This window comes from Acinetobacter sp. XH1741, assembly GCF_041021895.1.
Classification (GTDB): Bacteria; Pseudomonadota; Gammaproteobacteria; order Pseudomonadales; family Moraxellaceae; genus Acinetobacter.
Map to the genome: position 1 here is coordinate 3125031 of NZ_CP157428.1, position 26173 is coordinate 3151203.

General features: G+C 38.0%; 34 protein-coding genes and 1 pseudogene. 20 read left to right on the top strand and 15 right to left on the bottom strand.

The window, feature by feature from the left end; translation table 11 throughout:
• Nucleotides 1–55 precede the first annotated feature (55 nt).
• The 8 genes from ABLB96_RS15100 to ABLB96_RS15135 are packed head-to-tail and all read right to left on the bottom strand — an operon-like array spanning nt 56 to nt 4260.
• Nucleotides 56–484 (bottom strand): hypothetical protein, encoded by a 429-nt coding sequence (locus ABLB96_RS15100; protein ID WP_369029543.1) that lies wholly within the window; start codon nt 482–484, stop codon nt 56–58.
• A 1-nt stretch (nt 485) separates the two neighbouring features.
• Nucleotides 486–713, bottom strand: coding sequence for a hypothetical protein (locus ABLB96_RS15105; RefSeq protein WP_348895282.1), 228 nt, complete (start codon nt 711–713; stop codon nt 486–488).
• Nucleotides 710–829: a putative phage replication protein gene (locus tag ABLB96_RS15110; RefSeq protein WP_348895283.1), complete on the bottom strand. Its 120-nt coding sequence runs from the start codon at nt 827–829 to the stop codon at nt 710–712. Before ABLB96_RS15110 ends, ABLB96_RS15105 begins: the two co-directional genes overlap by 4 nt.
• Nucleotides 826–1779 carry a helix-turn-helix domain-containing protein gene (locus tag ABLB96_RS15115; protein WP_348895284.1) on the bottom strand — a complete coding sequence of 318 codons (954 nt, stop codon included), beginning with the start codon at nt 1777–1779 and terminating at the stop codon, nt 826–828. The genes ABLB96_RS15110 and ABLB96_RS15115 overlap by 4 nt, the downstream gene beginning before the upstream one ends.
• On the bottom strand, nt 1776–3329 hold the full coding sequence (locus ABLB96_RS15120) for a DNA cytosine methyltransferase (RefSeq protein ID WP_348895285.1): 1554 nt from the start codon (nt 3327–3329) through the stop codon (nt 1776–1778). Before ABLB96_RS15120 ends, ABLB96_RS15115 begins: the two co-directional genes overlap by 4 nt.
• The gene (locus tag ABLB96_RS15125) at nt 3326–3613 is read right to left on the bottom strand and encodes a hypothetical protein (protein ID WP_348895286.1); all 288 of its coding nucleotides are present in this window, start codon (nt 3611–3613) and stop codon (nt 3326–3328) included. Before ABLB96_RS15125 ends, ABLB96_RS15120 begins: the two co-directional genes overlap by 4 nt.
• A gap of 60 nt (nt 3614–3673) precedes the next feature.
• Complete coding sequence (locus ABLB96_RS15130; protein ID WP_348895287.1) at nt 3674–4030, bottom strand: transcriptional regulator; 357 nt, start codon at nt 4028–4030, stop codon at nt 3674–3676.
• Nucleotides 4031–4038: 8 nt separating this feature from the next.
• Nucleotides 4039–4260, bottom strand: coding sequence for a hypothetical protein (locus ABLB96_RS15135; RefSeq protein WP_017897202.1), 222 nt, complete (start codon nt 4258–4260; stop codon nt 4039–4041).
• Between the two features lie 129 nt (nt 4261–4389).
• Between ABLB96_RS15135 and ABLB96_RS15140 the strand changes: the two genes are divergently transcribed.
• The 9 genes and pseudogenes from ABLB96_RS15140 to ABLB96_RS15180 all read left to right on the top strand — a co-directional run bounded on the left by ABLB96_RS15140 (nt 4390) and on the right by ABLB96_RS15180 (nt 8740).
• Nucleotides 4390–5178: a LexA family transcriptional regulator gene (locus ABLB96_RS15140; protein ID WP_348895288.1), complete on the top strand. Its 789-nt coding sequence runs from the start codon at nt 4390–4392 to the stop codon at nt 5176–5178.
• 212 nt (nt 5179–5390) lie between these two features.
• The gene (locus ABLB96_RS15145; protein ID WP_348895289.1) at nt 5391–5831 is read left to right on the top strand and encodes a hypothetical protein; all 441 of its coding nucleotides are present in this window, start codon (nt 5391–5393) and stop codon (nt 5829–5831) included.
• A 2-nt stretch (nt 5832–5833) separates the two neighbouring features.
• Nucleotides 5834–6160, top strand: coding sequence for a hypothetical protein (locus ABLB96_RS15150; protein ID WP_348895291.1), 327 nt, complete (start codon nt 5834–5836; stop codon nt 6158–6160).
• Between the two features lie 11 nt (nt 6161–6171).
• Nucleotides 6172–7275 (top strand): annotated as a pseudogene (locus ABLB96_RS15155) (ATP-binding protein); the annotation flags it as partial.
• A 275-nt stretch (nt 7276–7550) separates the two neighbouring features.
• Complete coding sequence (locus ABLB96_RS15160) at nt 7551–7847, top strand: hypothetical protein (protein ID WP_348895292.1); 297 nt, start codon at nt 7551–7553, stop codon at nt 7845–7847.
• On the top strand, nt 7848–8024 hold the full coding sequence (locus ABLB96_RS15165) for a hypothetical protein (RefSeq protein WP_348895293.1): 177 nt from the start codon (nt 7848–7850) through the stop codon (nt 8022–8024).
• Complete coding sequence (locus tag ABLB96_RS15170; protein WP_348895294.1) at nt 8021–8305, top strand: hypothetical protein; 285 nt, start codon at nt 8021–8023, stop codon at nt 8303–8305. Before ABLB96_RS15165 ends, ABLB96_RS15170 begins: the two co-directional genes overlap by 4 nt.
• 3 nt (nt 8306–8308) lie before the next feature.
• On the top strand, nt 8309–8566 hold the full coding sequence (locus ABLB96_RS15175) for a hypothetical protein (protein WP_348895295.1): 258 nt from the start codon (nt 8309–8311) through the stop codon (nt 8564–8566).
• Nucleotides 8567–8740, top strand: coding sequence for a helix-turn-helix domain-containing protein (locus ABLB96_RS15180; RefSeq protein WP_348895296.1), 174 nt, complete (start codon nt 8567–8569; stop codon nt 8738–8740). It abuts the gene before it with no gap.
• Between the two features lie 14 nt (nt 8741–8754).
• Here ABLB96_RS15180 and ABLB96_RS15185 read toward each other — a convergent pair whose 3' ends face one another.
• Nucleotides 8755–10005, bottom strand: a complete 1251-nt coding sequence (locus tag ABLB96_RS15185) for an integrase arm-type DNA-binding domain-containing protein (RefSeq protein ID WP_348895297.1) — start codon at nt 10003–10005, stop codon at nt 8755–8757.
• Between the two features lie 229 nt (nt 10006–10234).
• On the opposite strand from ABLB96_RS15185, the gene ABLB96_RS15190 reads away from it, so the two are divergent.
• The 8 genes from ABLB96_RS15190 (at nt 10235) to ABLB96_RS15225 (ending at nt 17644) form a co-directional block, all read left to right on the top strand.
• Nucleotides 10235–11170 (top strand): ABC transporter ATP-binding protein, encoded by a 936-nt coding sequence (locus ABLB96_RS15190; protein ID WP_348895298.1) that lies wholly within the window; start codon nt 10235–10237, stop codon nt 11168–11170.
• The gene (locus ABLB96_RS15195) at nt 11167–11940 is read left to right on the top strand and encodes an ABC transporter permease (RefSeq protein WP_348895299.1); all 774 of its coding nucleotides are present in this window, start codon (nt 11167–11169) and stop codon (nt 11938–11940) included. Before ABLB96_RS15190 ends, ABLB96_RS15195 begins: the two co-directional genes overlap by 4 nt.
• Nucleotides 11937–12749: an NADPH-dependent 7-cyano-7-deazaguanine reductase QueF gene (gene queF, locus ABLB96_RS15200; RefSeq protein ID WP_348895300.1), complete on the top strand. Its 813-nt coding sequence runs from the start codon at nt 11937–11939 to the stop codon at nt 12747–12749. The genes ABLB96_RS15195 and queF overlap by 4 nt, the downstream gene beginning before the upstream one ends.
• Before the next feature lie 23 nt (nt 12750–12772).
• On the top strand, nt 12773–13423 hold the full coding sequence (locus ABLB96_RS15205; protein WP_348895301.1) for a hypothetical protein: 651 nt from the start codon (nt 12773–12775) through the stop codon (nt 13421–13423).
• Between the two features lie 126 nt (nt 13424–13549).
• On the top strand, nt 13550–14692 hold the full coding sequence (rodA, locus tag ABLB96_RS15210) for a rod shape-determining protein RodA (protein ID WP_004707770.1): 1143 nt from the start codon (nt 13550–13552) through the stop codon (nt 14690–14692).
• A 19-nt stretch (nt 14693–14711) separates the two neighbouring features.
• A complete protein-coding gene (gene mltB / locus ABLB96_RS15215; RefSeq protein ID WP_348895302.1) occupies nt 14712–15713 on the top strand; it encodes a lytic murein transglycosylase B in 1002 nt (333 codons plus the stop codon).
• A 290-nt stretch (nt 15714–16003) separates the two neighbouring features.
• Nucleotides 16004–16618, top strand: a complete 615-nt coding sequence (locus ABLB96_RS15220; protein WP_348895303.1) for a septal ring lytic transglycosylase RlpA family protein — start codon at nt 16004–16006, stop codon at nt 16616–16618.
• 573 nt (nt 16619–17191) lie between these two features.
• Nucleotides 17192–17644 carry an Mpo1-like protein gene (locus ABLB96_RS15225; protein ID WP_348895304.1) on the top strand — a complete coding sequence of 151 codons (453 nt, stop codon included), beginning with the start codon at nt 17192–17194 and terminating at the stop codon, nt 17642–17644.
• A gap of 38 nt (nt 17645–17682) precedes the next feature.
• Here the strand turns inward: ABLB96_RS15225 and ABLB96_RS15230 are convergent, their stop codons facing one another.
• The 6 genes from ABLB96_RS15230 to rpsB form a co-directional block, all read right to left on the bottom strand.
• Entirely contained in the window at nt 17683–18000 is a 318-nt protein-coding gene (locus ABLB96_RS15230; protein WP_348895305.1) for an AzlD domain-containing protein, read from the bottom strand.
• Nucleotide 18001: 1 nt separating this feature from the next.
• Entirely contained in the window at nt 18002–18718 is a 717-nt protein-coding gene (locus ABLB96_RS15235) for an AzlC family ABC transporter permease (RefSeq protein ID WP_348895306.1), read from the bottom strand.
• Nucleotides 18719–18812: 94 nt separating this feature from the next.
• Nucleotides 18813–19637, bottom strand: coding sequence for an AraC family transcriptional regulator (locus ABLB96_RS15240; RefSeq protein ID WP_348895307.1), 825 nt, complete (start codon nt 19635–19637; stop codon nt 18813–18815).
• A gap of 98 nt (nt 19638–19735) precedes the next feature.
• Nucleotides 19736–20218 (bottom strand): DUF3465 domain-containing protein, encoded by a 483-nt coding sequence (locus ABLB96_RS15245; protein ID WP_348895308.1) that lies wholly within the window; start codon nt 20216–20218, stop codon nt 19736–19738.
• Nucleotides 20219–20283: 65 nt separating this feature from the next.
• On the bottom strand, nt 20284–21159 hold the full coding sequence (gene tsf, locus ABLB96_RS15250) for a translation elongation factor Ts (protein WP_348895309.1): 876 nt from the start codon (nt 21157–21159) through the stop codon (nt 20284–20286).
• A 137-nt stretch (nt 21160–21296) separates the two neighbouring features.
• Nucleotides 21297–22049 (bottom strand): 30S ribosomal protein S2, encoded by a 753-nt coding sequence (gene rpsB, locus ABLB96_RS15255; RefSeq protein ID WP_001982118.1) that lies wholly within the window; start codon nt 22047–22049, stop codon nt 21297–21299.
• A 210-nt stretch (nt 22050–22259) separates the two neighbouring features.
• Here rpsB and map point away from each other — a divergent pair, with 210 nt between their 5' ends.
• The 3 genes from map to ABLB96_RS15270 all read left to right on the top strand — a co-directional run bounded on the left by map (nt 22260) and on the right by ABLB96_RS15270 (nt 26103).
• The gene (map, locus tag ABLB96_RS15260) at nt 22260–23084 is read left to right on the top strand and encodes a type I methionyl aminopeptidase (RefSeq protein WP_348895310.1); all 825 of its coding nucleotides are present in this window, start codon (nt 22260–22262) and stop codon (nt 23082–23084) included.
• Nucleotides 23085–23291: 207 nt separating this feature from the next.
• The gene (locus tag ABLB96_RS15265) at nt 23292–24347 is read left to right on the top strand and encodes an OmpW family outer membrane protein (protein WP_348895311.1); all 1056 of its coding nucleotides are present in this window, start codon (nt 23292–23294) and stop codon (nt 24345–24347) included.
• A 409-nt stretch (nt 24348–24756) separates the two neighbouring features.
• Nucleotides 24757–26103, top strand: a complete 1347-nt coding sequence (locus ABLB96_RS15270; protein ID WP_348895313.1) for an MFS transporter — start codon at nt 24757–24759, stop codon at nt 26101–26103.
• The last annotated feature ends 70 nt before the right edge of the window (nt 26104–26173 follow it).

Sequence of the window (26173 nt, forward strand, 5' to 3'; positions counted from 1 at the left end):
TGAAAACACTAGGCTTACTATGATGAAAAGCCATAAGTAAACTGCACCCATAATGTCAGGCATTTTCTTCCCCTTTGAGCGCTTGCTCTAACTCATCCCGTGCTTCTTTAGCTTTTCCTACCCACAACATTGACTCCAAGCCTGTTTCACCCATGTACTTCTGATCAAACCAGGCTAGAGCTTTTAATGATGCTGCTTCTAAAGAATCCACCCGCTTTTGCAGCTCGTCACGTTCAAGTCTCAAATCCGAAATCTTTGTGTATCCTTTGATTGTTTCTTCTCTTTGAGCTTCTAGATCTTGTTGCAGCTCCTCCACTTTCGCTTGCTGTGACTGTCTGCCTGCTTCAAAATAATATTCATAATCTGCTTGGTTCTGCTCTATATCCCATTCAGCTAAATCTACTTGTCTATTTTTACCAAGCTTGATTAATTCTTTAGCTAAGCTATCTTTATGGTGTTGTAGCGCTTCTTCAAACTTATCCATCTCAAACATCCTTAGCTTTGCAGTTATTAATGCGGTGGCCTGCTGCTATTTCTTCAGTCTCAGCACATCTGAATCTATTTTTCTCTACCCAGTGCTCACCGTCGTTTAAAACCAAGCCCCAATCATCAATAAATCCTGTAATCTTTTTAACGGCTAAGTATTTAGCTTCTAACCCTTCATCAGTACAAACCACTAAATCATTTACTTGAAATTCATTAAGCTCACTCATGGCTCCACCTCATCATGTTCTTCACGCACCAACCACCACAAAACAACCACACCGCTAATAGCAGCTGTAAGAAATGAAATGAGTATGGCCCAACCTAAAATTTCGAATTTGTTCATACTGCTGCTCCCTTGCCCTGTTGAAAACCAACTTGAATGAGGTAAGGCATCCATTTTTGCTGTTGCTCAGGATCTGCGAGTTTCACTGCGATACGTGCTGCAAGTTGTTCATAGCTTTCGTTACCTTCGGCATACTTACTTGCAAATTCAGGATGTACAGAAAGCTTTTGTGCAAAAGAGTAAATCTGCTTCGAACTTAGAGCGTTTGACTCCCCCTGCGGGACTCGAACTTGAGAACCTATTTTTTTTGATTGTTCACGAGATTGATATTTTGCACATGCGTTAATTAACCAATCTGCAAAGTGGTAATGCATGAGTTCATCACAAAGATTCTTAGCAGCGTTGTAAAGTTCAAAAGCCCGCAATTCACGATCAAACCAATTTGCATTTTTGATAAGCTCATAAGTTTCCTGATCAGATGCCAAAAGAATTTCTTGACCAAGTTTTTTCAAACTCAACCAAGTTTTATTATTTATAGATTCTTCTGATAGATTCTTTGATAGGTTCCGTGTCCCAACGTTGGGACTGTTTAACGGAATTGTTGGGACTCTTTCATGGAATTGTTGGAACTGTTCCGTTGTTGGAACTGTTCCACTGTTGGGACTGTTTAAATCATCATTACCCGCTTTAAAGTGTACCGTTGTTGGTGCTGTTTCTCTGCCCTTAACTCCGATCAAAAGATATACTTTTACCTGCTTAGTTCGTCCTTCTCTCTTACCTGTATCGATAATGAACCCATCCTCAATTAACTCATCAATAATTTTTAAAACCGTCTTGCGATCCATTTCTGTGTCCTCAACAAGACGCGCAATACTTGGATAACATTCATGTGTTTCACCAGCTCTATCAGCCAGTGAAAGTAGAACTAATTTTTTAAGTGGTTTTAGTGCTCCACCCTGCTTTTGTTTTTGACGGGTTTTCCAAGCCCAAATAGATGCATCTAAGCTCATGCGGCCCCCTTCATTTGTTTCGTAATAAATGGATTATTTGCTCTGGCAATTGCTGCCATTGGAAAAGGAGAAACAGAGTTCCCAACCATAAAAACCTGATCTTTTTTGGATAAAGGTTTCCCATCACTTCCATATTCAATAATGTAAGAATCAGGGAAGCCTTGCGCTCTATAAAGTTCACGTGGCTTTAACATGCGAATGCAGATATCAACAATTGCCCAAGGTTCCCCCTTGATCCAGACAGTAACGAGGGCTAAACGATCTTTGGTGGTGATTGTATCCATTGGCTCAGTGATACTTCTTGCATCGCCATTGCCGTAGTAATTAATTAAAAATGCAGCTACACGAAGGGCGCCCTTATAGTTATCTTTACTCAACTTGGCTGTAACTAATCCATGATGCCCACCTTTCACTTGTGCACATATGGTTGAAAGAGGCTCATCAATTGACCAGTTCCGCTGTTGAGATGCGTTAGCAAACTCTGTAATAAACGGAACAAGGATTGGACTTATTAAAGAACTATGTCCGCCATAACCTGCTGTAGTTGTTGCTAATGGTTCACGTATGTCATGACCAAAACTTGTGCGGAAATCACGGCCAATAAAAGGTGTGGCAGAATTAACAAAAAATGGCTCTTTAGTTTCAATAACATATTTTTGAATACCCTTAGCTATGCGTTTTAGAGTTGCATCAGCTAGAGGACCTTGCGGCCTATCAAAAATTGAATTTCCTAAATCTGAAAAATCAACACATTCAACTGTTGAGCGCCATTTTTTTAAATTGCCCTTAGGTTTCTTTGAGAAGTATTTTTCTGGCCATACTATTGGTTGCCCATCACAGCGAGCAACGAGAAATAATCGCTCACGTTTTGTTGGCGCTCCGAAGTCAGCAGCAATAATATTTTTTTGCCACTCAACTTCATAACCAAGTTGTTCAAGACTACGGACAAAGTGTTTCCAAGTTTTACCTTTCTTCTTGGGGTTTGGTACTAAGAATTGATTGTGGCGAGGAACTCGCTCACCAGGCTCTGCAATTCGATTTACCTTTTTGCCATTAATATTAATTTTATCGAGAGTAATGACTCTGCCTGTTGCTTTGTCTCGTTTTGCAATTAAAGGTCCCCATCCTAAGATCTGCTTAACATTTTCTAAGCTGATCACATCAGGTTTAACTTTGCCTGCAAACTTAAGAACTACCCAAGAAAGGTCACGTATTTCTTTTTTACGTGGTTGTCCGCCAGCAGCTTGCGAATGATGTGTACAGTCTGGGCTTGCATGAAACCAACCGACCTGAAAACCATCACAAATTTCAATTGGATCTATTGCGAATACATCTTGAACATAATGCTTTGCATGAGGATGATTAGCCTCATGCATAGAAATTGCTTTAGGGTTATGATTTACAGCAACATACACAGGTCTGTTTAAACCCATTTCTAAACCGGTGCTTGCACCACCACCGCCAGCGAAGAAATCAACAATGATTTTTTCAGAGAAATTTAAATCAAACTGTGTTTTGAAAGAACGTGTAGCATCAACAAATGTATTCATGCTTCACCACCTTCATTTAATTGAATAAAAGTGCTACCTAAATAACGGATCTTTTTAGCTCGATATAAACTTGATATGATTTGTCCAGCATGAAAAAGAGGCATTCTGTGTTGTTCAGAAAGAGCTTTCATGAACTCATCTCGAGTTACCGCTGCATTATTCTCATCACGCTTTTGACGTTTCAAATTTTGTTTACGAACATCAAGTAATACATTTAAAGTTTTTAGAGCCGGCTCAAACCAACTCTGGATTATTTGCTGTTGATTTGATAAATTAGTTTGCATATTCAGTTCCTCTAGCCAGTAATTGAATTAACTAAGCCTGATCCACGAAATCAGGCTTTTTTAATATCCAAGCTTTTCCTTTTGACCACTGATTTCGTCATGAAATAAGTCGTCAACTGTTTCAATACGGTTCATCCAGCTTTTAGACATGACTAAAAGTGCAGCAACCCGTTCTTTATCAATGCTTTGATAATCTTTAGGTACAACTTTCAAACCTAAGCAACTCAAGAGTTCGCAAAAGCTCTCAATTTCAGTCAAGCCATTATTTTTCTTGTCGTTTTTCATTCGCGACAATGTGCTTGCGTCTACATTTAAATGATCTGCAATTTCTACATTTTTATTTGTTGCAAGTGCCTGCAAAATTCGAGATACGTCATTTCTGGCACTTGCAGATAGATCGACTAATAATTTGCTCATGATGTTTCCTAAGCTGTTTTTGATGTACCTAAAAAGAAATCAAATAGGCTTTCGTGAGTTAATTTTTGATTGCTTGCGTCAACCATTTTTTGAATGGTTTCCATTCTTGGTTTTTTGCGAGCATGGATTAAATGAGTTTCCATGTATCCATATGAAACTTCTGCTTCTTTGCAGAACTTGAGACGGTCACTCTCACTTAATCCTCGCCAATAGCTATGAAGAGTAAGCATAAATACACCTCACTGGTAATTTTATTTAATAAATATACCCACAAGGTAAATAAAATACAACCTGTAAGGGTATTTATTTTTTCTACCCATTAGGTATTTTTGAGTTCAGCGCTAGAGGTGAATTGAAAAATGAGTGAATTAAAGACTATTCATGAAATTAGACTTGGTAATACAAGGAAATTAATGAAGGAATCAGGACTAACTCGTTCTGAATTCGCCGAAAAAATCGAAATGGCTTATGGGTTGTTGAGTCAATACATTGGTAAGAACCCAACTAAGAATATTGGTGATGAAACTGCTTTAAAAATTGAAGACGCTTTTAATAAGCCTCGTGGTTATTTAGACCAGTCTGATAATCAAAGTGAACTTTCAGAGCAATCAGGTTCTATTTCTGGTTTTAAGCAAATTGATATAGAAGCTTTTAAGAAAAAATATAATATTCCAGATAGTGAAGATGCAGTTCTTTTCTCTAGAACTGTAGAGAAACCATTTGTAATTTCAAAAAGATGGGTACCAGTAAAGGCTTACAGCAAAATGGGGATGGACGGTTATTTTACAGATATGGGATATGACGGTAATGCAGGAGATGGATATGTTCCAACTCATACTGCGGGAGATCGCTCATACGCAATTAAAGGAACTGGTGATTCTATGTACCCTGCTATTCGTAATGGCTGGTATGTTGTTTGTGATCCAGATGCGGAACTAACACCTACAGAATTTGTTCAAGTTTGTTTAAAAGATGGCAGATGTACTATTAAAGAGTTTATTGGAATACACAATAATGTTTTAAATTTACTGGCAGTTAATGGTGGTGAAAGACTTACTTTTGACATGGAGGAAGTAGAAAGCATAACTGCAATTACTGATATCGTTCCTCCAAGCCAGCATAGACAACATCATCCACAAGCCAATTAATGAATTAATTAACTAAGTTATAAGCCCACATTTTTGTGGGCTTTTTATTAACTTATATAAATTCCACCCCTGAAGTGAAAAATTATTAATTAAATTTCACCTCTCAGGTATTTACTTTATTTTACCTTGCAGGTATATTTTTCTCACAGACATCAAAAAAGCACATCGACTCTCTTACCTTCCGATGTGCTTTTCCAAACTGCGAGATAAGTATGAACGTAAAAGCAAACCCTTTCAACTCCTTTGCATTTGTCAGCATGGCTGCTCTTGCAATATCAGGTGGTTCTTTAGTCGCTTGCCAGCTTCAACCGGCTATGCAAGAACAAGAGCACGTTTCTTTCTTCACACCTAAAACACAGCCAAGCACTTACGGTGTTTTGACTGCAAAAATCACGGGTGATCATTCTGGTATTGCTGTAGTCAAAATTGATAGCTTCCGAGTAAACGTTAGCTTTGATTTTGAAGCACATGCTGATAGCTACGGCGTACCTGGTTCCGAATTTACCGCTGTTGATATTACTCAACTAACAGTAAATGAAATCACTGACATTAACGGTAAGTCATATAACGATTTCACCGAACATGAAGACATTCGCAATATCAATGCAATTCTAAAAGGCTTCATCGAACGTAATAAGTTGGTGGAGGCATAAAGATGTCTAATTTCAAAAAACATCCTGACGGCTACAAGTCATATTTAGGTCTTGATCGTACAACTAGCCTCTACTCTGTTCGAATTGGCTGGCAAGTATATGCATCCAATGCTAATGGCTCAGTTCTTTACAAAATCAAGGACTCAGTTAAGACACCTTTGGATGTCGGCAAGTTCAAATCTAACTATCCGAAAGTTTGGAATGAAATTTCTCAAGAAATTGATTTTCAACGCAGAAAGCAACTCGCAATAAAACTGCGTGAAACCAACATCCCTAGCCGTGACCGCAATAACTATAAGCGTTCACGCGGCTTCACTGGCTCAAGATAAGGATAAGAAAAATGGCTCTACCAATAATTACTGCTGACCAAACTTTATTGGTTCAAGCAATCATTGTGTACTTATATGCGGATCCGGGTTTAGGTAAATCATCAATGGGCTTTACCGCAGAAAAGGCAATTTCATTCGACTTTGACCGTGGTGCTCACCGTACGGGTGAATTACGGCGCGGTGCTGTCGTACAGGTTCAACAATGGAGTGACGTTGCAAACCTTACTCCTCAAGACTTAGCACCTTATAAAACCGTAATCATTGATACCGTGGGCGCAATGCTTGAATGTATTAAAACTCACTTATTGCTTACCGCTAATAATCGCCAAAAAGATGGTTCATTAAAGTTAAAGGCACAAGGTTTAGCGAATCAAACATTTAAGCAATACATCAATACTTTGATCAGTCTTGGCAAGGATGTTGTTTTTATTGCTCACGCTTCAGAAGATCAAAACGGAGATCAAATTATTTACCGACCAGATCTAGGCGGTAAAAACCGTAATGAGCTTTACCGTATTGCAGACATCATGGGTTATCTGACAACTGTTACTACAGGTGAAGGTAAAAATGCTCGAGTAATCAGTTTTAAGCCTTCTCCTACCCACCATGCCAAAAACTCAGGTGCTTTAGGTGGTGAAACTGGTGAAGTATGGGTACCAGATTTAAAAGCTAATCCAACTTTCTTAGCTGACCTTATCACCCAAGCTAAAAACCATATCAACACATTAACACCAGCACAACTTGCGGCAGCTAAAGCACAAGAAGAGTTGGAAAACTGGAAGCAAAGCTGTGAAGAAGCTGAGCATGCAGGTGATTTAAATCAATTAACTGAATCGCTTGATAAAGAGCACATGTATTACCAGAACATGCGCCAAGCGATGTTGATGCAGGCTAAAGCATTGAACTGCACATTCGATAAAGAGCGTAATTCTTGGATTAGTCCATCTGAATTTAATGGCATTACAGACGAACAAAGAGACGAACTTCAGAACTTCATTGCTGAACGCGGCCTTGATGTGAAAACAGTTTGTGAGCATTTCGGTATTGATGCCCTCATCCAAATTGAAGCGGCGAAACTACCAGCAGTTAAACAAGAAATCGAAACTTTGGCCAAGAACGAGATAACAACTGAAATTGATTGTTTTGAAAGCGAATCAGCAAAAGAAACTGTTAATCAAGCTGAAATCTTAGATGAAGGTTATCAAAAAACTCTTAACACCCTTCTTCAGCGCGTCAATGAATCAAAAACTACAGTCGAAGTTAATGCCGTATATCGCTATACACGTGGATGGTCTGCTGAGCAAATGGCTCCACTTCTAAATGCGATTACCACACGTTTAGCAATTTTGGAAAATGCAAACTCTGAAAATTTATTGGAGGGACAATCTTAATGACAAAACAGACTACTCCAGATTTTCTATTCGAACCTAAGCTGCTACCTCCGCAGCTTTTCGAAAAGTTCATAGTGTTCAACGTAAATGCCGGGTATCGCGGTAAAGGAACACCACACGGCGTAAACCTTATAAAAGGCAATAAAGCCACTCTCTCTTTAAACAATGAGGGTGTGATGAACAAAGCAGCTCAAGAGCGCTACAAGTTAATGCTTTTGAAGTATTTCAAAGAAGGTCGCTCAGCAATGGATGAGCTAGATCATGAAGTTAAACGTATTTATAGAATGGTGGCGTGAATGATTGAAGCTAAAAGTGGTGTGGAATTTGATGGGAATGACATCTGGTTAAATGGCGATCTAATTTCAAAATGTGATGTAGAAGATAAGTGGTTAGTTTTTGGAGATATTGATACCAAAAGTGGATTTGAATCACTTGAAGAAGCTATTAAATTCTGTTTGGAGCAAAAACAATGAGCAAGGTTATCGGTGAAGTAAATTTGAACCCTAGCCGTATTGAAGGCACACCGGATCAAGTAGCTGTACATATATTTCAAGAAATCATTTGCCCTAGTACGGAAGAACTTCTCAAGACTAATCCAGAGGCTGCAAAAGTATTTACATACCACATTTTTGGCTTAGCTCTGTCACAGCTTGCAGAGTTTCACTCAACTAAAAGCCTAGATAAAGCAGTAACCGTTACTCTTCACAACCTTTTACGTCAATTGAAGAAAGAACGAAATGAATTGAGGAACTGAGGGATGAGTGATAATTTTCAAGAACTAATAGATAAATCAGTTGAAGAAAGCCGTTTGCAAATTGCACATACAGCAGACCGTTTGGCAGCTGCCCACCAAACATTTGCTAATGACTATCTTCTTAATGTTGCAAACCAAACTTTATATATGCTTGGTAATTCACTCTCAATTGAAAATTTCGAAGTTGATTTTGAAGGACTTAGAGTTCACTTGATGGATGCTCTTAAAAAGGCTAAAGCTGAAAGTAAGGAGGGGGAATAAATGTTATTAACAGTTAATCAGACTATTCAAGTTACCAATTTATCAAAGACAACTATATATAGAATGTTTGATTCAGGTGAACTTAAAAAAGTTAAATTGGGCGGCTCAACTAGAGTTGAATTTTCCAAAGAACTTTATGAAAAGTACAAAGAAAAAATTCAGGCCTTATTTTAAGGCCTTTTTTTATATTACTTAATTCTTCTTTCCCTAGCTTCTTCACGTAACCTATCTAAATAGTCTGCCCATGCCTGCATCATCTCAGTACGTTCACTTAAATATTTTGTTCGGTTATATGCCCGACCATGCATATCTTTAACTTGGTGCGCGAGCTGCTGCTCAATTCGTTCAATTGGATAATGGAGCACTTCATCTAACAGTGTTCGCGCTGTTGCTCTCATTCCGTGGCCAGTAGTTTCACCATTAGCAAAACCAAATGTTTTTAGTCTTTTATTAATAGTTGATTCACTAATAACAGCATTGCCCTTTTTCATTGAAGCAAAGACATATTTTTGACTACCAGTTAATTTATATAGATTTCTTAAGTGCTCAACTACTTGTTTAGCTAAGGGAACAATATGTTCCAATTGAGTCTTGTTTTCTGTTTTTGGTGGCGTGTAAGCCCAAAGGCCTTTATCTAAATCAATATTATCCCACTCGGCCCAACGCAGCTCCCCAGGTCTAATAAATACATAAGGTAAAATTAAAGTTGCATAGTAAACAATAATTGATCCACTTACAGAGGGCTCGGATAAATCTAATAGTAGTTGCCCTAGTCTCTCCTCGTCTGTAATTGCTGCATAGTGCTTAACTTTGCCAGACTTTAAAATTCCAGAAATTTGATCTGCAACATTGAACTGACAAAGGCCGAGTACAATTGCGTATTTAAAAACTTGACTAGCTTTAGAACGCATCCTTTTTGCAGAATCATATTTACCTTGATTCTCATATAAACGACATGCATCTAGAATTTGAAGAGCCGTGATTTCTGAAATTGGAATTGAGCCAACACTTAAATAAAGCTTATCCCAAATCGACTCATTGCGTTGTTTAGTACTATCTGTAATTTCTTCAGTTAATCTAAACTCGTCTGCTACTGCTGCAAATGTAGAAACAAGATTTCTTTTTTTAATCTGTAAATCGCGTTTACGCTGTTCAACTGGATCAATATTCTGTGCTATTTGGCTTCTGAACTCTACACGTTTTTGTCTGGCTACAGCTAGTGAAATCTCAGGGTAAGAGCCTATAGTAATTGTGTTGCGCTTCTTAATAATTGGACGGGTATAATCGAATCTCCATGTGGTTGCCCCATTTTTATCAATTAATAGGTATAATCCACCACCGTCAGAAAGTTTTTGAGTTTTTTTCTCAATTTCTTTCTTATTTTTAGCGATTTCAGACTTTATTTTAGAGTCGGTTAAAGCAGGTACTATTTTAGGCATTTTTGAGTTTTACGGTAAGTTATACGGTATGATCGCACATAGTGAACGTTTTAATATATTAAAATCATTAACTTATGTTTCGTTTCGTGAGCGCGCCGAGCGCACCAATTTATTTTATATATAATAACTTCATAAATTTATCTCAATTTCATAAAATTCCGACTATTTTACTTGGTTTATTAATCATTATCGCTCAAAATATACCCCTCTTTCATAATGTGAGAATTTCATGACTGATGCTTTGGTATTAAAAGATTTGTCCAAAACATATCGTAATGGTTTTCAGGCGTTAAAAGGTATTAACCTCACTGTGCCTGAAGGTGAATTTTATGCGTTGTTAGGCCCAAATGGTGCTGGCAAATCAACAACTATCAGTATTATCAGCTCCCTCACAAAAAAAACCTCAGGAACAGTTGAGATTTTTGGACATAATCTAGATACCCATCCATCTTTGGCAAAACAGCAGCTTGGTGTCGTTCCTCAGGAATTTAACTTTGGGCAGTTTGAAAAAGCATTCGATATTTTAGTTACCCAAGCTGGCTATTACGGTATCCATAAAAAAGTTGCAGAAAAGCGCGCCGAACACTATTTAGAAAAACTGGGCCTGTGGGAAAAACGCAATATACAAGCACGCATGCTATCTGGTGGTATGAAGCGCCGCCTAATGATTGCTCGAGCCATGATGCATGAACCGAAATTGCTTATTTTAGATGAGCCTACAGCAGGTGTAGATATTGAATTACGCCGTTCCATGTGGGATTTCTTAACCGAAATGAATGGTCAAGGCACTTCTATTATTTTGACAACGCACTATTTAGAAGAAGCAGAAATGCTGTGTCGTCAAATTGCTATTATTGACCGTGGTGTTATCAAAGAAGATACCACCATGAAAAGTTTCTTAAACCAGTTGAGTGAAGAGTCTTTTATTTTTGATTTGGCAGAACCTATTGCACCACTCCAGTTAAACATTATTGGTGTGAAGTTCAACTTAATTGATAGCAGCACTTTAGAAGTGACAATGGATAAGGCACATACATTAAATGACTTATTCCAACTTTTAGAATCACAAGGTATTCGTGTTCGTAGTATGCGAAATAAGTCGAATCGTCTTGAAGAGCTATTTGTCAAAATGGTTGAGAAAAATCTTGAAGGAGAGGCAAAATGAACTTTAACCAACTGCAAATTGCCCTCTGGACCATAGTTCGTAAAGAAGTACGCCGATTCCTGCGTATTTGGCCACAAACCTTATTACCACCTGCGATTACCATGAGTTTGTACTTTGTCATTTTTGGTAATTTGGTGGGATCACGTATTGGCCAAATGGGTGGCGTGAGCTACATGCAGTTTATTGTACCGGGTCTGATCATGATGGCTGTTATTACAAACAGTTATGCGAACGTATCTTCCAGTTTTTTCAGTGTAAAATTCCAAAAAAGTATTGAAGAACTCATTATGAGTCCTGTGCCACTGCATATTATTTTGTGGGGCTATGTGATTGGTGGTATTTGTCGTGGCGTTCTAGTCGGCGCAATCGTAACGGCTATGAGTATGTTCTTTACTGACCTTTTTATACATAACTGGTTCGTAACTATATATACAGTCTTAATTACTTCGGTTCTTTTCTCTCTAGGCGGCTTTATTAATGCAGTCTATGCGAAATCGTTTGATGATATTTCAATTATTCCAACATTTGTACTTACTCCACTCACCTACTTAGGTGGTGTGTTTTATGCCATTAGTGCACTTGGTCCTTTTTGGCAAAAACTTTCTTTAATTAATCCTATTGTATATATGGTAAATGCTTTCCGTTTCGGCATTTTAGGTCACAGTGATGTGAACGTTACGTTCTCTTTAATCATTGTGACACTATGTTGTGTTGTACTTTACGGAATTGCTTACTATTTACTTGCTCGTGGTTCAGGAATGCGTGAATGAGTGTCGAACAGTCTTTATTGGGTAAAGAAACCCAATATCCAACTAGCTATCAACCCGATGTGTTATTTCCAATTGCACGTGCTCAATCTCGTGAAAACTATTCACATATTGAAGGCATTACTCAAGGTAAAGATTGGTGGCATGTTTTTGAAATATCTTGGTTAAACTCGCACGGTATTCCGCAGGTTGCTATTGGCAGAATTACATTGCCTGCTTCTTCACCAAATTTGATTGAATCAAAGTCATTAAAACTTTATTTCAATAGCCTTAACTTCACTCAGTTTGACTCTAAAGAGTTATTTATTGAAACGGTTGAAAAAGATCTATCGTCTGCAGCGGGTGCAAAAGTTGAGCTAACACTATTTCAAGTAGATGATTTAGAGATTTCTAAGCCTCAGGGTATTTGTATTGATGACCTTACACCTGAACGTTTAGAACAACATCCCGATGCGTCGCTTTTAAAACTGGATGAGTCTGGCGAAGAAGTCGAAATTGAGCTGTATTCTCATCTTTTGAGAAGTAACTGCCCAGTCACAGGACAGCCAGATTGGGGTACAGTTTTTATCCGTTTTAAGGGCAAAAAACCTTGTTATCGTAGTGTTTTAGCTTATATTATCTCGTACCGTCAGCATAACGGTTTCCACGAACAGTGTGTTGAGCAAATCTTTGCAGATGTTTGGCAAAATTTGCAGCCTGAAAAGCTGATGGTTTATGCAGCTTATACTCGCCGCGGTGGACTTGATATCAATCCTTGCCGAGTATCGGATCTATCATGGATGCCAAAACCGATTCGATTGGCACGACAATAAAACGAATAATTTGAGGATACACCATGCCGTTTTTTGGTTTTACCCCTTCTGAAGGCTTATTGAACGATATGCAGACTGGAATTGCGAATAAAAATTCTAGTGAACCGCTATATCCACTTCGAGACAAAATTGCTTTACAACTCAATGAAGAAATTATTGAAAATGTACTTACTCAGTTAGTACAACATTTCCCAGCGAGTGAAAAAAGAGATACTGCCGAAAAACTAGCTGGTTACGTCAAATCAACAGTTGCCGTACTTTTAAAGCAATTACTTAGCAAAGCGCCAAACGATGTTGTTAAACAGTCAGTTGAGTTTTCTGAGAAAAGCTTATTTAAAGATCCACAAGGTCAATATAGAGTAGGTGTTGCTTTAGATGCAGGCCTAGTAACCAACCTGAAGCACAATTTTACCGAGCTTCAAGCAGGCAATGACATTAATAAAGCAGCTTTAGCTGAACTATATAAACAGTTCGGAGATGCCATGATCAGACACTTTATGTCTGATTTTAATAAAACATTAGATTTAGGCATGATTAAACGTAAAGCTGCTGATATTGGAGCTGCTGCTGTTACTAAAGCAGTTCATATCGCGATTGATAAACTGATTCCAAGTCTAAATCGTATCGAACTAAAAGCGATGGCTGAATACCATGATGGCCTATTCTTTAATTAATAAAAAATAGTCTATCGGAAACCTGGCGAGAGCCAGGTTTTTTTATTGCAAAATATTGATATACATTGCCATTAATCAGGTTTATGTTAGCATGCGCCAAGCACTGATTGACCTAGTTAAAGCCGCATGTCTCCTAGTCCACAATATAAATTTTTACGCCAAGCTCCTCGAGATGGTCTTAGCACTGCCATGCAACCATCGCGTTGGCAGCAACTCCATATTGACCCGTGGTTATGCCTATTTTTATTTCTAAATGCCCTGTTAGGTTTAACGGTACTTTATAGTGCATCTGCGCAAGATGTAGGCCTTGTCAGCAAACAAGCTATGAGCTTTGGTATCGGCTTTCTGGTCATGATTAGTCTGGCTCAAATTCCTCCTAAGGTTTATCAAGCTTTTTCACCCTACTTTTATTTATTTGCACTATTTTCCTTAATTGGAGTTATGGTCTTTGGTGAAGTTCGTATGGGGGCTAAACGCTGGATCGATATTCCGGGTTTCGGAAGTGTTCAACCCAGTGAGTTTATGAAAATTGGCATGCCAATGATGATCTCATGGTTTTTAGCACGAAAACCACTTCCTCCTAGTTTTTCCCAAGTTGTTTTATCTTTAATGTTAATTGGCGTCCCATTTTTACTGATTGCAGAACAACCTGACTTAGGAACATCCTTATTAGTATTAGCGAGCGGTATTTTTGTACTATTTTTAAGTGGGTTATCTTGGCGTATGATCGGTGCAGCAGCAGCTTGTGCCGCTATTGTTATTCCTATTGCGTGGGAATTTCTTTTACATGATTATCAGCGTCAACGTGTTTTAACCCTCCTCGACCCCGAGGCAGATGCTTTAGGAACAGGCTGGAACATCATTCAGTCCAAAACGGCTATTGGATCTGGTGGTTTTTCAGGTAAAGGTTTCCTTGAGGGTACACAGTCGCATTTACACTTTTTACCTGAAGGTCATACTGACTTTATTATTGCCGCATACTCTGAAGAATTTGGCTTAATTGGCGTACTTATATTAGTTATTCTATATTCAGCAATTATTTTTAGAACATTTCAGATTGGTTTACAGAGCTTCCATAACTATGGACGTTTAGTTGCTGGCGCATTTGGTTTGTCTTTTTTTGTTTATGTATTTGTAAATGCAGGAATGGTCAGTGGTATTTTACCTGTAGTGGGTGTTCCTTTACCTTTTATGAGTTATGGCGGTACCGCTATTATTACTTTAATGGCCACTTTTGGCTTAGTTATGTCTATTCATACACATCGATAATTTGGAATTTAAAAAAGATATGTTGTCTCAATTTGTTAATAAAACTTTAAAAGTACTCGCCTTGTGTACTGGCCTCATCAGCACAAGTCATTTTGCTCAGGCCAACGATTTTGTAACGAATCCTAATTATTTAAATTTTAAACAAAAAGCAATGACTACTTATGGTTTAAGTAGTGAACAAGTTGATGCTGCTATGAGCGGTGCAAAAAATTTACCAAACATTATAAATATTATGACTCGCCCAGGGGAAAGTAAGCCTTGGTATGATTATCGCTCTATGTTTTTAGTCGAAGGTACTATTCAACGTGGTGTTCGCTTTAAAAACCAATATGCTGATGCTTTAAATCGTGCTGAACAGCAATATGGCGTCTCTCAAGCTGTCATTTTGGGTATTTTAGGGGTTGAAACTGGTTATGGGGCCAACAAGGGTTCTTTTGTTACTCGTGATGCACTTGCAACATTAGCTTTTGGTTATCCTCGCCGTGCTGATTATTTCAGTGATGAATTAGCCGCTTTGATCGCATGGACTTATAAAGAAGGCTATCCTACAAATAGCATTCTAGGTTCTTATGCTGGTGCAATTGGTTATCCACAATTTATGCCAAGTAATATTAGCAAGTATGGAGTCGACTTTGATGGTAACGGCCACATTGATTTACGAAACTCTGCAGAAGATGCAATTGGTTCAATTGCACATTACTTAGCAAAAGAAGGGTGGCAACGCGATCAACCTATCGGGTTTATGGCACGTTATACAGGCTCAAATCCAGAAAATATTATTGCTAAAGATCTTACTCAGCCCACTCCTTATGGCGTAATCAAAAACCAAGGGATTTCCCCATTAAATCCACTAGTGAAAATTGATGACTTAGATATGGTAAATGTTATTCAATTACAGGACTATAATGGTCCAATTTACTACTTAACCTATCCGAATTTTCAAGTGATTACGACTTATAATAAAAGCCGAATGTATGCGACTGCCGTATGGTTATTAGGTACAGAAGTAGCTAGCCGATAGGCTAGCTTTTTGATGAGTTTATGTAAAAGTCAATAAATATTTTTGTTAAATCGATCACAATTCAAACATTTTAAATAGCTTGTTACATTTTTGGTTATTTTTTAATCCAAAACTGTAAGTTTTTGCCCTTTTTGTAACTATTTCTCGTTAAAGACTAGACACTCTCCGTAAGCGATGAATATTATCCACCCCAATCAAGCAATTGCAAAAGTGAATAATTAGGCATGTTCACTTCAATTTTTAGCCTTAGGGTTAAAAGAAAAAGAGCATGTTCTCAGGAGTTTATATAAATGCAGTTATCGCTGAAATACATTCTTGCACTGACGGCTAGTTTAAGCATGGCCCCACTGCACGCTGAAATGATGCAATCATCATCATTAAACAGTGATGTAGATGGTAATGGTAATTTAGCAGCACGTGTGTTGAGTAAAGATACTCAAAACTTTAATTCTCGTTTTTCTAACATTAACAGTCTTTCAATCACTGAACGTTCTGGCGATCAAATTCGTCGTCAAGCTATCGCAGCAAAAATTGAAATCCCTGAAGATGAGCCTTCAGTGATTGAAAAACTTAACACAGTAGCTTCAAATACTGTTCGTAAGTTTAGCCAAACTGGTATGGCATCTTGGTATGGTCGTCAATTTCATGGCCGTAAAACTGCAAGTGGTGAAACATTCGATATGAATGCACTTACTGCTGCTCACCGTAGTCTGCCATTAAACTGTTATATCCGTGTCACAAACAAAGACAATGGTAAAAGCGTGGTAGTAAAAGTAAATGATCGTGGTCCATTCCATGCAAATCGTGTACTTGACTTATCATACGGTGCTGCAAAACGCCTCGGTATTACCAATGCAGGCACTGCTAAAGTAAGTATTGAGCGTGTAGACGGTCCTACTTCATAAGCGATTACTCCTAGAGTTCATGAAAAAGCCACAATCTAATTTGTGGCTTTTTAATTTTTAAGCAATCAGTACACAGAAAATCGCTGTTAAAAGTTAGTATCTTTACTGATCTTTTAATTACAAAATCGATTAATTTTTAACCCAAAAATACAGAGTATTTCTCCCCTTCTTTGTTTACGTATATTTTTCGATTACAGCCATTTTAAAAAAATTACGCTACCCTAGTACCACTTTAGTCTATAAAGAGCCGTTTATAGCGTTTTAAGACAAGTTGAGTTGAGCTTTTTTCTATTATTTTCCGACTTCTCATAAAAAAGTGGTTTTTTTGGAGTTTTTTTCACTTCAAAATCTAAAATAGATAGCCTGTGTTTTTTACCCTCATCTCACTCTTTTTTAGTTAGGTTTTTTTAATTTTTCTGGTTTGCTTATTCGGATGATCAGATCTTAAGTTTTAGAGCCATATAACCAAACCAACAGAAAGATATATGACTTTTCTTGTCTACCCACATCACGACAGGATAAAATATAGACAAAATAAAAATGACTCAAAATTAGACAAGGAGTGTAAGGTCCATGAAATCCATTAGTGAATGGTTTGATGAATATAGTGAGAGTCATCAAAACCCCACAAATAAAAAAATCCACTGGGTATGTGTTCCAGCTATTTTATTTTCTATTATCGGAATTATCGCCCACTTTAGTGCTCTTCTCACTGCTTTATTAGTTGTACTGACTCTAATTTTTTATGCTCGGCTTGATCTTGTACTTGCAGTAGCCATGTCTGCGCTTCTTGTTGTGATGGCATGGCTTATTTATGTTCTACCTGTAGGCGTTGGTTTTTATATTGCCTTCTTTGTGGTTGCTTGGATTGGTCAATTTTATGGTCATAAAGTGGAAGGAAAAAAACCATCGTTCTTTAAAGATTTGCAATTTTTACTCATTGGCCCAGTTTGGTGTATGGATGCCTATCTTGCAAAAATATTACCTAAATGGAAAAGTCGTCAGAACAAGTTGATTACTCAATAATTTTTAAGAAGCTGGATCTCTAAAGATTCAGCTTAAATTTACTGATTTATTAGAAAATTTATAAAATAGAAAAATGCTAGACTGAGTAGAACACTGGGCAAAACTTTTTTTAAATAGAAAGCAACCGTAATACAAAATACTGTTGCATATAAATATGGATTATCTAAAGCCCCTTTTAACTCATCACCTTCAAAAAATATGATAGGTATACAAATAGCACTCAATAAACAAGGTGCTGAATAATTCAACATTTTATTCATGAGTATAGGTAACTTTACTTTTACACTTGGTTCCAAAAAATAATAACGATTAAAAAATACAATAGCAGCCAAACCTAAAATCATAAGCCATGACATTTTATTTTCCTCTTATTCTATTTTCCACAAGCACCGCGATCAGCATCCCCAATAACCCGGAAACCAGAATGGTACCCTCCATGTGAAAAAATTTAAGTACAAAGCCACTGACACAAGTTGTTAAAACTCCTGCAATGACAGGCTTCCCGTTACACATAGGCACAATCATGGCCACAAAAATAGCAATAATCGAAAAATCTAAGTGATAAGACAATAAATTAGGAACCGCCGTAGCCAATAGAATCCCAGCCAGACTAAAAACCACCCAGAATAAATAAAAACATATCCCTGCCCCCAATAAATAATGAGGATGTCTTTTTTCACTCGGAGCACTTAAGGCAAATAATTCATCTGTTAATAAAAAACCTAAACTTAATCGTTTTGGTAAAGACAAAATAGAAATATCATTTCTTAAAGTTAATGCATAAATAAAATGTTGAGCCGTAAGAAAAAAAATCGTGATATAGATCGTTAATAATGACGCACCTTCCATCACCATACTCAAACTGACCAATTGTGCAGCACCAGCAAACACAATACCTGACATCGCAAGTGCTTTATAAAATGATAATCCAGCATGAATTGCCATTGAACCAGCCAGAATAGCCCACGGAATAACCGAAATAGACAATGGCAATATATCCACTGCCCCTCGTAAGAAAAGATAAGATGGCTGACTTTTAGAAAATCTAATAGATTGATTTAAACGAGTATTCATCCTTAGACATCTATAACTGTAACTATTTATAGATTTTCTTATATTTAGCTCAGCTTCTCTTGAACAAAATTGCTTCTAAAAATGAAAATAAAATTTAAAGATTCAGACTCGACACATACTGGGTTGGCGTAACACCCATCGCTTTTTTAAAGTGACGATTAAAGTGACTTTGATCGGAAAATCCGCATTGCTGTGCGACTATCACAATTTGAACGCCTTGTTTTAATAACTGTCGTGCTTTATGCAAACGTGCTTGCACTAACCACGCATGAGGTGGTAAACCCACGTGCTTTTTAAATTGTCTTAAGAAATGCCAAGCACTAAGCCCGACCATATCAGCGAGTTCCTGTAAAGAAAAATTCTTCTCAGGCATATCTGCCAACAAATCTTTAACTTTTAATACTTTCGAATAAGCTTCTGGTAACTCACAAAAAGTATGTCTCGATTTTCCATGCCGCACCATCAAACAAGCTATAGTAGATAAATACATGGTTTCTTTAAGCAGGAAATTATCTTTTTGTTCTAATAAATCAAATAATAAGCAGAGCTGCTGAGATAACCCTAGGTCTTGAATAACAGCTTGAGGAAACCAAGGTGCACCATGAAAATTTTCAAAGAAATCTTGGCTTACTTCAGCAAGCATTTCAGGGGTAGGATAAATTGCACGATAACGCCAGCCTGATTCTACGGCAGATGAACCAGTATGAATTTCATCTGCATTCACCAAAATAATGTCGCCTTTAGGAGCAACATGTAGCTGACCCGTCCTAAAAAAAGACTGGGCACCTTCTTCAATAACACCAATACAATATCCTTCATGTGTATGCTTTGAAAATTGTGTCTGGTGATAATGTGCTTTTAGTAATTCTAGACCGCCCAACTCTCGCAAATGCAAGTAGTCGGCCTGTTCCCGCTGCATACAAACAACTCATCTATTTATCTAGAAAAAACCATAACATGTTTTAAAAAGATGCATAGAACAAAATTGCTGTTAAGGAGCATTCATACAATTCTATTTTATTGATAAATACGGCCATCATGTTTAAGCCAACCATTTTCATGACGGTTTTGTGGATCATGATGCGTCCAATGCAATACGCCACCTTTTTCGTTATATTCATATTCACCATTAAATTCGACAATATCGCCTTTATGTAAATTGTCAATTTTTGGTGCTAAATCAATATTGTGGGCAACTAAAATTGAAAGGCCATTTTTTAATACCAGAATAAACTTCTGATGTCGTGTGCCATCATTATCTTCTCGTAAAATTGCTTTTACTCGACCACTTCCCTGCACTTGAACTTTACTTTGTCTATGTTCATAAGCGGCTTCTACGGTGTCTACCCCATCGTTTGAAAGTGTAGACTCAGTATTCTGAGTTACGGAGTTTGATGATGGCGATTGATTTTTCTTATGCCCAGATAAATCCAGACCAAAATATGCAGCAATCAATAAGACAATAATGCCGCCAATACTCAGATTTTTTTTATTTGTCATTCTATAACCTTAATTTAACTGAGATAAAAAAAGCCCCATTGGGGCTTTTTTTATTGTGATACGAATTACTTCGCAGCAGCTTGAGCAGCAGCAACTTCTTCAGCGAAGCTCATTTCTGCTTTTTTCTCGATACCTTCACCAACTTCGAAACGTACGAAGTTAGCAACAGTTGTACCAGTCGCTTTTAATACGTCAGCAACTTTTTTGTCGTTGTCGATAACGTACATTTGACGGTCAAGAGCAACTTCGTTTAAGTATTTCTCAACAGAACCAGTTACCATTTTCTCAACGATGTTCGCTGGCTTACCAGATTCTAACGCTTTCGCTTCAGCAATTTCTTTTTCTTTAGCGATAAGGTCAGCTGGAACAGCTTCAGCGCTTACTGCTACTGGGTTGAATGCAGCAACGTGCATTGCAATACCTTTACCAGTGTCAGCATCACCTGTGTAAGAAACTACAACACCGATTTTTAAACCGTGTTTGTAGATTGCCAAGTTTTCGCCTTCAACGATTTTCGCGCGACGAACTTGGATGTTTTCACCGATTTTTTGAACAAGCGCAATACGAGCTTCTTCAATTGATTGGCCATCAGCCAATTTTAATTCAGCGATTTTAGCAGCATCAGTTTCGCTAGCAGCTAAAGCAGCAGCAGCAACTGCGTGTGCAAAGTTAGAGAAGTTTTCGTCTTTAGCAACGAAGTCAGTTTGACAGTTTACTTCAACTAAGATCGCTTTTTTACCGTCTTGAACGATAGTGATTGCACCGTCAGCAGCAATGTTGCCAGCTTTTTTAGCAGCTTTAGCTTGACCAGATTTACGAAGGTTATCAATAGCAAGTTCGATGTCACCGTTCGCTTCTGTTAATGCTTTTTTGCATTCCATCATTGCAAGACCAGTACGGTCACGTAATTCTTTTACCATGCTTGCAGTAATTGCAGTCATGTTGATCTCCTAAAATCGGTAGAAAATAAATCTTTTCAACAAAAACGGCCCAAAGAAACTCTGGGCCGTTTGCACTCTCGACGCTTAATTTGCCACCATTACATGTCGCAAAAATGACAAGCCTGCGTCAAAACGCATTAAGCCTCAGAAGCGTCTTTCGCAGCGTCGTCGCCTTTTGCTTGAGCGTTCGCTTGAGATTGAGCGTATTCTTTACCAGCAAGAATTGCGTCAGCCATAGCTGAAGCATATAAAGTTACTGCACGGATCGCATCGTCGTTACCAGGAATAACGTAATCAACGTTGTCTGGGTTAGAGTTTGTATCAACGATACCGATAACAGGAATACCTAAGTTCTTAGCTTCTTTAATTGCAATCGCTTCGTGATCAACGTCGATTACAAATAATGCGTCAGGTAAACCACCCATGTTTTTAACGCCGCCTAAAGAACGCTCAAGTTTTTCCATCTCACGAGTACGTTCTAAAGCTTCACGTTTAGTAAGCTTAGCAAAAGTACCATCTTGAGATTGAGTTTGAAGATCTTTTAAACGGTTGATAGATTGGCGAAGTGTTTTCCAGTTCGTCAACATACCACCTAACCAACGGTGGTCTACATATGGTTGACCAGCGCGTTGAGCTTGTTCACGGATGATGTTAGAAGCAGCACGTTTTGTACCAACGAACAAAACTTTGTTCTTTTTGCTTGCTAATTGGTTAGCGAAGTTCAAAGCATCATTTAACGCAGGAACAGTGTGCTCAAGGTTGATGATGTGAATTTTGTTGCGCGCGCCAAAAATGTATTGACGCATTTTTGGGTTCCAGAAACGAGTTTGGTGACCAAAGTGCGCACCTGCTTGAAGAAGGTCGCGCATGCTTACGTTGTAATCTGCCATTTTCTTTACCTTAAAAGTTGGGTTAGGCCTCCATATATCCGCATTCTCCACCTTTTTACAGGCACCCAGAGTAATGTGACGATATATGTGCGGATTTTTTACTCCATCTATCAAAATTCTTCGTAAAAGATATTCACGAAAAGCATTTGATAAAATGGGCGGCTATTTATACCATAGACGCTTGTAAATTACCAAAAGTTTTTAGAGATCATGAACAGTACTTATACAGCTCCACGTCGATTAATTAAAACTCCAGATGAAATTGAAAAAATGCGCATTGCAGGACGACTGGCGGCTGAAGTTCTAGAGATGATCAAGCCGCATATTAAGGCTGGTGTAAGCACACTCGAGCTTGATACCATTTGCCGTAATCATATTGAAAATGTACAACATGCTATTCCAGCCTGTGTAGGGTACGGCGGTGCACCGGGACGCCCTGCATTTCAACACTCTATCTGCACTTCGGTTAACCATGTTGTATGTCATGGTATTCCGTCTGAAAATAAAATCTTAAAAAACGGCGATATCCTTAATATTGATGTAACTGTAATTAAAGACGGTTACCACGGCGATACCAACATGATGTATGTCGTGGGCGGTGAAACTTCTATTTTGGCAAACCGTTTATGTAAAGTTGCTCAAGAAGCAATGTACCGTGGAATGGCTACAGTTAAGGATGGTTCATATTTAGGTGATATTGGCCACGCAATCCAAAAATATGTCGAGTCAGAACGTTTTAGCGTAGTACGTGAATATTGTGGTCACGGTATTGGTACCGTTTTCCATGATGAACCTCAAGTGTTGCATTATGGTCAAGCTGGCACTGGCATGCGTTTAGAAGCAGGTATGACTTTTACGATTGAACCAATGGTAAATGCGGGTGTTTGGCAGACTAAATTGCTTGGTGATAAATGGACTGTTGTAACTAAAGACCATAAACTTTCTGCTCAATATGAACATACTATTTTAGTCACTCAAACAGGTATCGAAGTATTAACTGCTCGTCCTGAAGAAGACCTGTCTCGCTTCAATTAATAGTTTAATCAAATTTAATAAAAGGCTACTTTATGTAGCCTTTTATTTTTTATTTTGTACTTTTTATTAATAAATCTTTCCAAATATAAACAAATATTTCAAAAACATTACAATTATTAATTTTTATTACACAATCATTTTAATAAAACGCGCTATGGTGGGCTCAATAAAAATCAGTAAACAAATGTCCGGACATGGAGTCCTTTTATGATGAAAAAGTCATTATTTTGTATGACAGCTGCCCTTTTTGCTCTGCCAACAGTCACCTTCGCTGCTTCACCTTATTTTAGTTTAAAAGATGGTGATGGTTTCAAACGTTTTTCAGTCTCTGCTGGCTGGTTACATGCGATGCCACAAGGAAGCGCAAATCCAGTTAACATTAATACCAGTGTCGCAGAAGGAACTACCTCTAAAGTAGGATCTGTATCAAAACAATCCGTCTTAAATGCAGCTGATCGAAGTTCTAATCCCCTGCTGTATGATGCGATCAAGCTTTTACCTACAGATACATTACCCTCAATACTTACCGGAACAGCCACAGTAAATGGATTATCAAATTGGCAAAGTCAAGGTACGGGCTTAGAAGCTCAGAGTGTTGATACTGTTGGTATCATGGCAAATTATAATTTTACAGATAATTTATCTCTGGAAATTAAAGCCGGTGTTCCTCCAAAGGTAGATATAAAAGGTAAAGGAAATATTTATGCACCATTATCTGGCTCAGCCAATACCGCTCTGGGTCCAATAGGTCTAAAAGAAGATATTCATATCACTGACCTGACTCAAGGAGGTAAAGCAGCCACCGCACGTGCTTGGTTACCTGCCGTAGAATTGCACTATCAGTTTGGTAAGTCTGGAGTAAATAAATTCCGTCCATATGTAGGTGCAGGTGTTATGTATGCCTATTTCAATGACTTAAAAATGAATTCAGGGATTGAGTCAGATTTAATTAAAGCTGGGCATATGATTCAAAATATTCATGATGGCCAAGCTGGAGCAGCCCTTGATGGCAAGACATCATCAGCCAATCCTAAAGTAAAACTAGAAGCGACCGATACTTTTGCACCTATCGTAACTGTCGGTGCAACTTATGACTTCAACCCGAATTGGTTTGCGGTTGGTTCCGTTTCTTACTCAAAAATGAATAATGAAGCAAAAATTTATGTCACTGACCAAAACACGGGTAAAGAGCTTATTAAAGCGAATACCAAAATTGATATTGACCCTCTCATTACCTATGTAGGTGTGGGTTACCGCTTCTAATTTAAAAACATTAAAGCTATAAAGACTCCTTTAAGTTTTTATAGCTTTTTTATGGGTTAAATTAAATCTTGCTTCTTTTTAACTCAAAATGCTAAAAAAATGAGCATTTCTTATTAAATTATTAAGGAAATCTATTTCCATACTTCTATTACTTCCTTTTTTCTTCATTTTGTTTTCCTAATTCATTTTCCTTAAGATCAAACTAACTTAATAAAATTAAAAACTAAGATTTTCCTTTTAGTAAAAATCATTTTTTGGCATGGCCTTTGCTTTATCTAACCATGATGAATCAATGGCGATTCAATGGATAAACCAAGACGGCCAAAGATGTCCGCTCTGATCGGTATGCAAATAGACATTTCATTTTGTCATGCGCATTAAAATTTCGTTCAGTTCAGGGGGACGGCTTATGTCTTCAAATATCAATCTAGATGCAAAAAAAGCAACTGAGATTAAATTATTCAGTTTCTCAACTCCAGCCATGCGTGCTTTCCACCTGACTTGGCTGGCATTCTTCGTCTGCTTCTTCGCATGGTTTGCTTGTGCCCCTTTAATGCCCGTAATTAAAGGAGAGTTCGGCTTAACAAAAGATCAAATTGCCAATATTAATATCGCTGCTGTTGCAATTACCATTTTAGTACGACTTGCCGTTGGGCCTCTTTGTGATAAATATGGACCACGGATTACCTATACCACCCTTCTCTTGCTTGGCAGTATTCCTGTATTTGGTGTAGCTGCTGCCAACAGTTATGAATCCTTTTTATTCTTCCGTTTGCTGATTGGTGCAATTGGCGCAAGTTTTGTCATTACACAATATCATACAAGTGTTATGTTTGCCCCTAACGTCGTAGGTACAGCCAATGCAGCTGCGGCTGGTTGGGGCAATGCCGGTGGCGGTGCAACTCAAGCTTTAATGCCTTTGTTACTGGGCGCAATTGTCATGTTTGGTGTTGAACAAACTATGGGCTGGCGCATTGCGTTAATTGTACCGGGTGTAATGATGGTGATTGTTGGCATTCTTTACTGGAAATTAACCCAAGATTGTCCTCAAGGAAACTTTAAAGAAGTTCGTGCACAAGGCATTGAAGTTGGCAGTGGTAAAAAAGGCGGTATGGCAATTTTAATGCAGGCTGCCCGTAACTACCGTGTCTGGATTTTATTTATCGCTTATGGCGCATGCTTCGGTATCGAAATTTTTATCCATAACGTTGCTGCAATGTACTACGTTGATCAGTTCAAAATGGATTTAAAAACAGCAGGATTAACAGCCGGAATTTTTGGTTTACTTGCCTTATTTGCACGTGCACTAGGCGGCATTATTTCAGATAAAGTTGCACTCAAAAAAGGTTTGGATGGCCGTACAAAAGTACTGGTATTTATGATTTTAGGTGCAGGTTTATTCTTAATACTTTTCTCTCAAATGAATGCTGTTGCTTTCGCCATTATTTCGATGACTATTTTTGCACTATTTACGCATATGGCGTGCGGGGCGACATATGCATTGGTACCCTTTATTGACCGCAATGCATTAGGCGGTGTTGCCGGTATTATTGGTGCTGGTGGTAATGCCGGTGCAGTTGCAGCTGGTTTCTTACTCAAAGGTGTACTTGATGTGCAAACTTGCCTATTTATTTTAGGTGGTCTAGTTATAGTCGCAGGCTGTAGCGTAATTTTGATCCGCTTCACCACTGAACATAAAGAAAAAGAACAAGTTCTTTTTGAACAAGCTTTACTTGAACGTAATTCCGCAGCTTAATTTTTATAATGAGCAGAAATCAAAATGATTTCTGCTTATTTACTTTTATAGCGTCACATAGCTCTTTCGA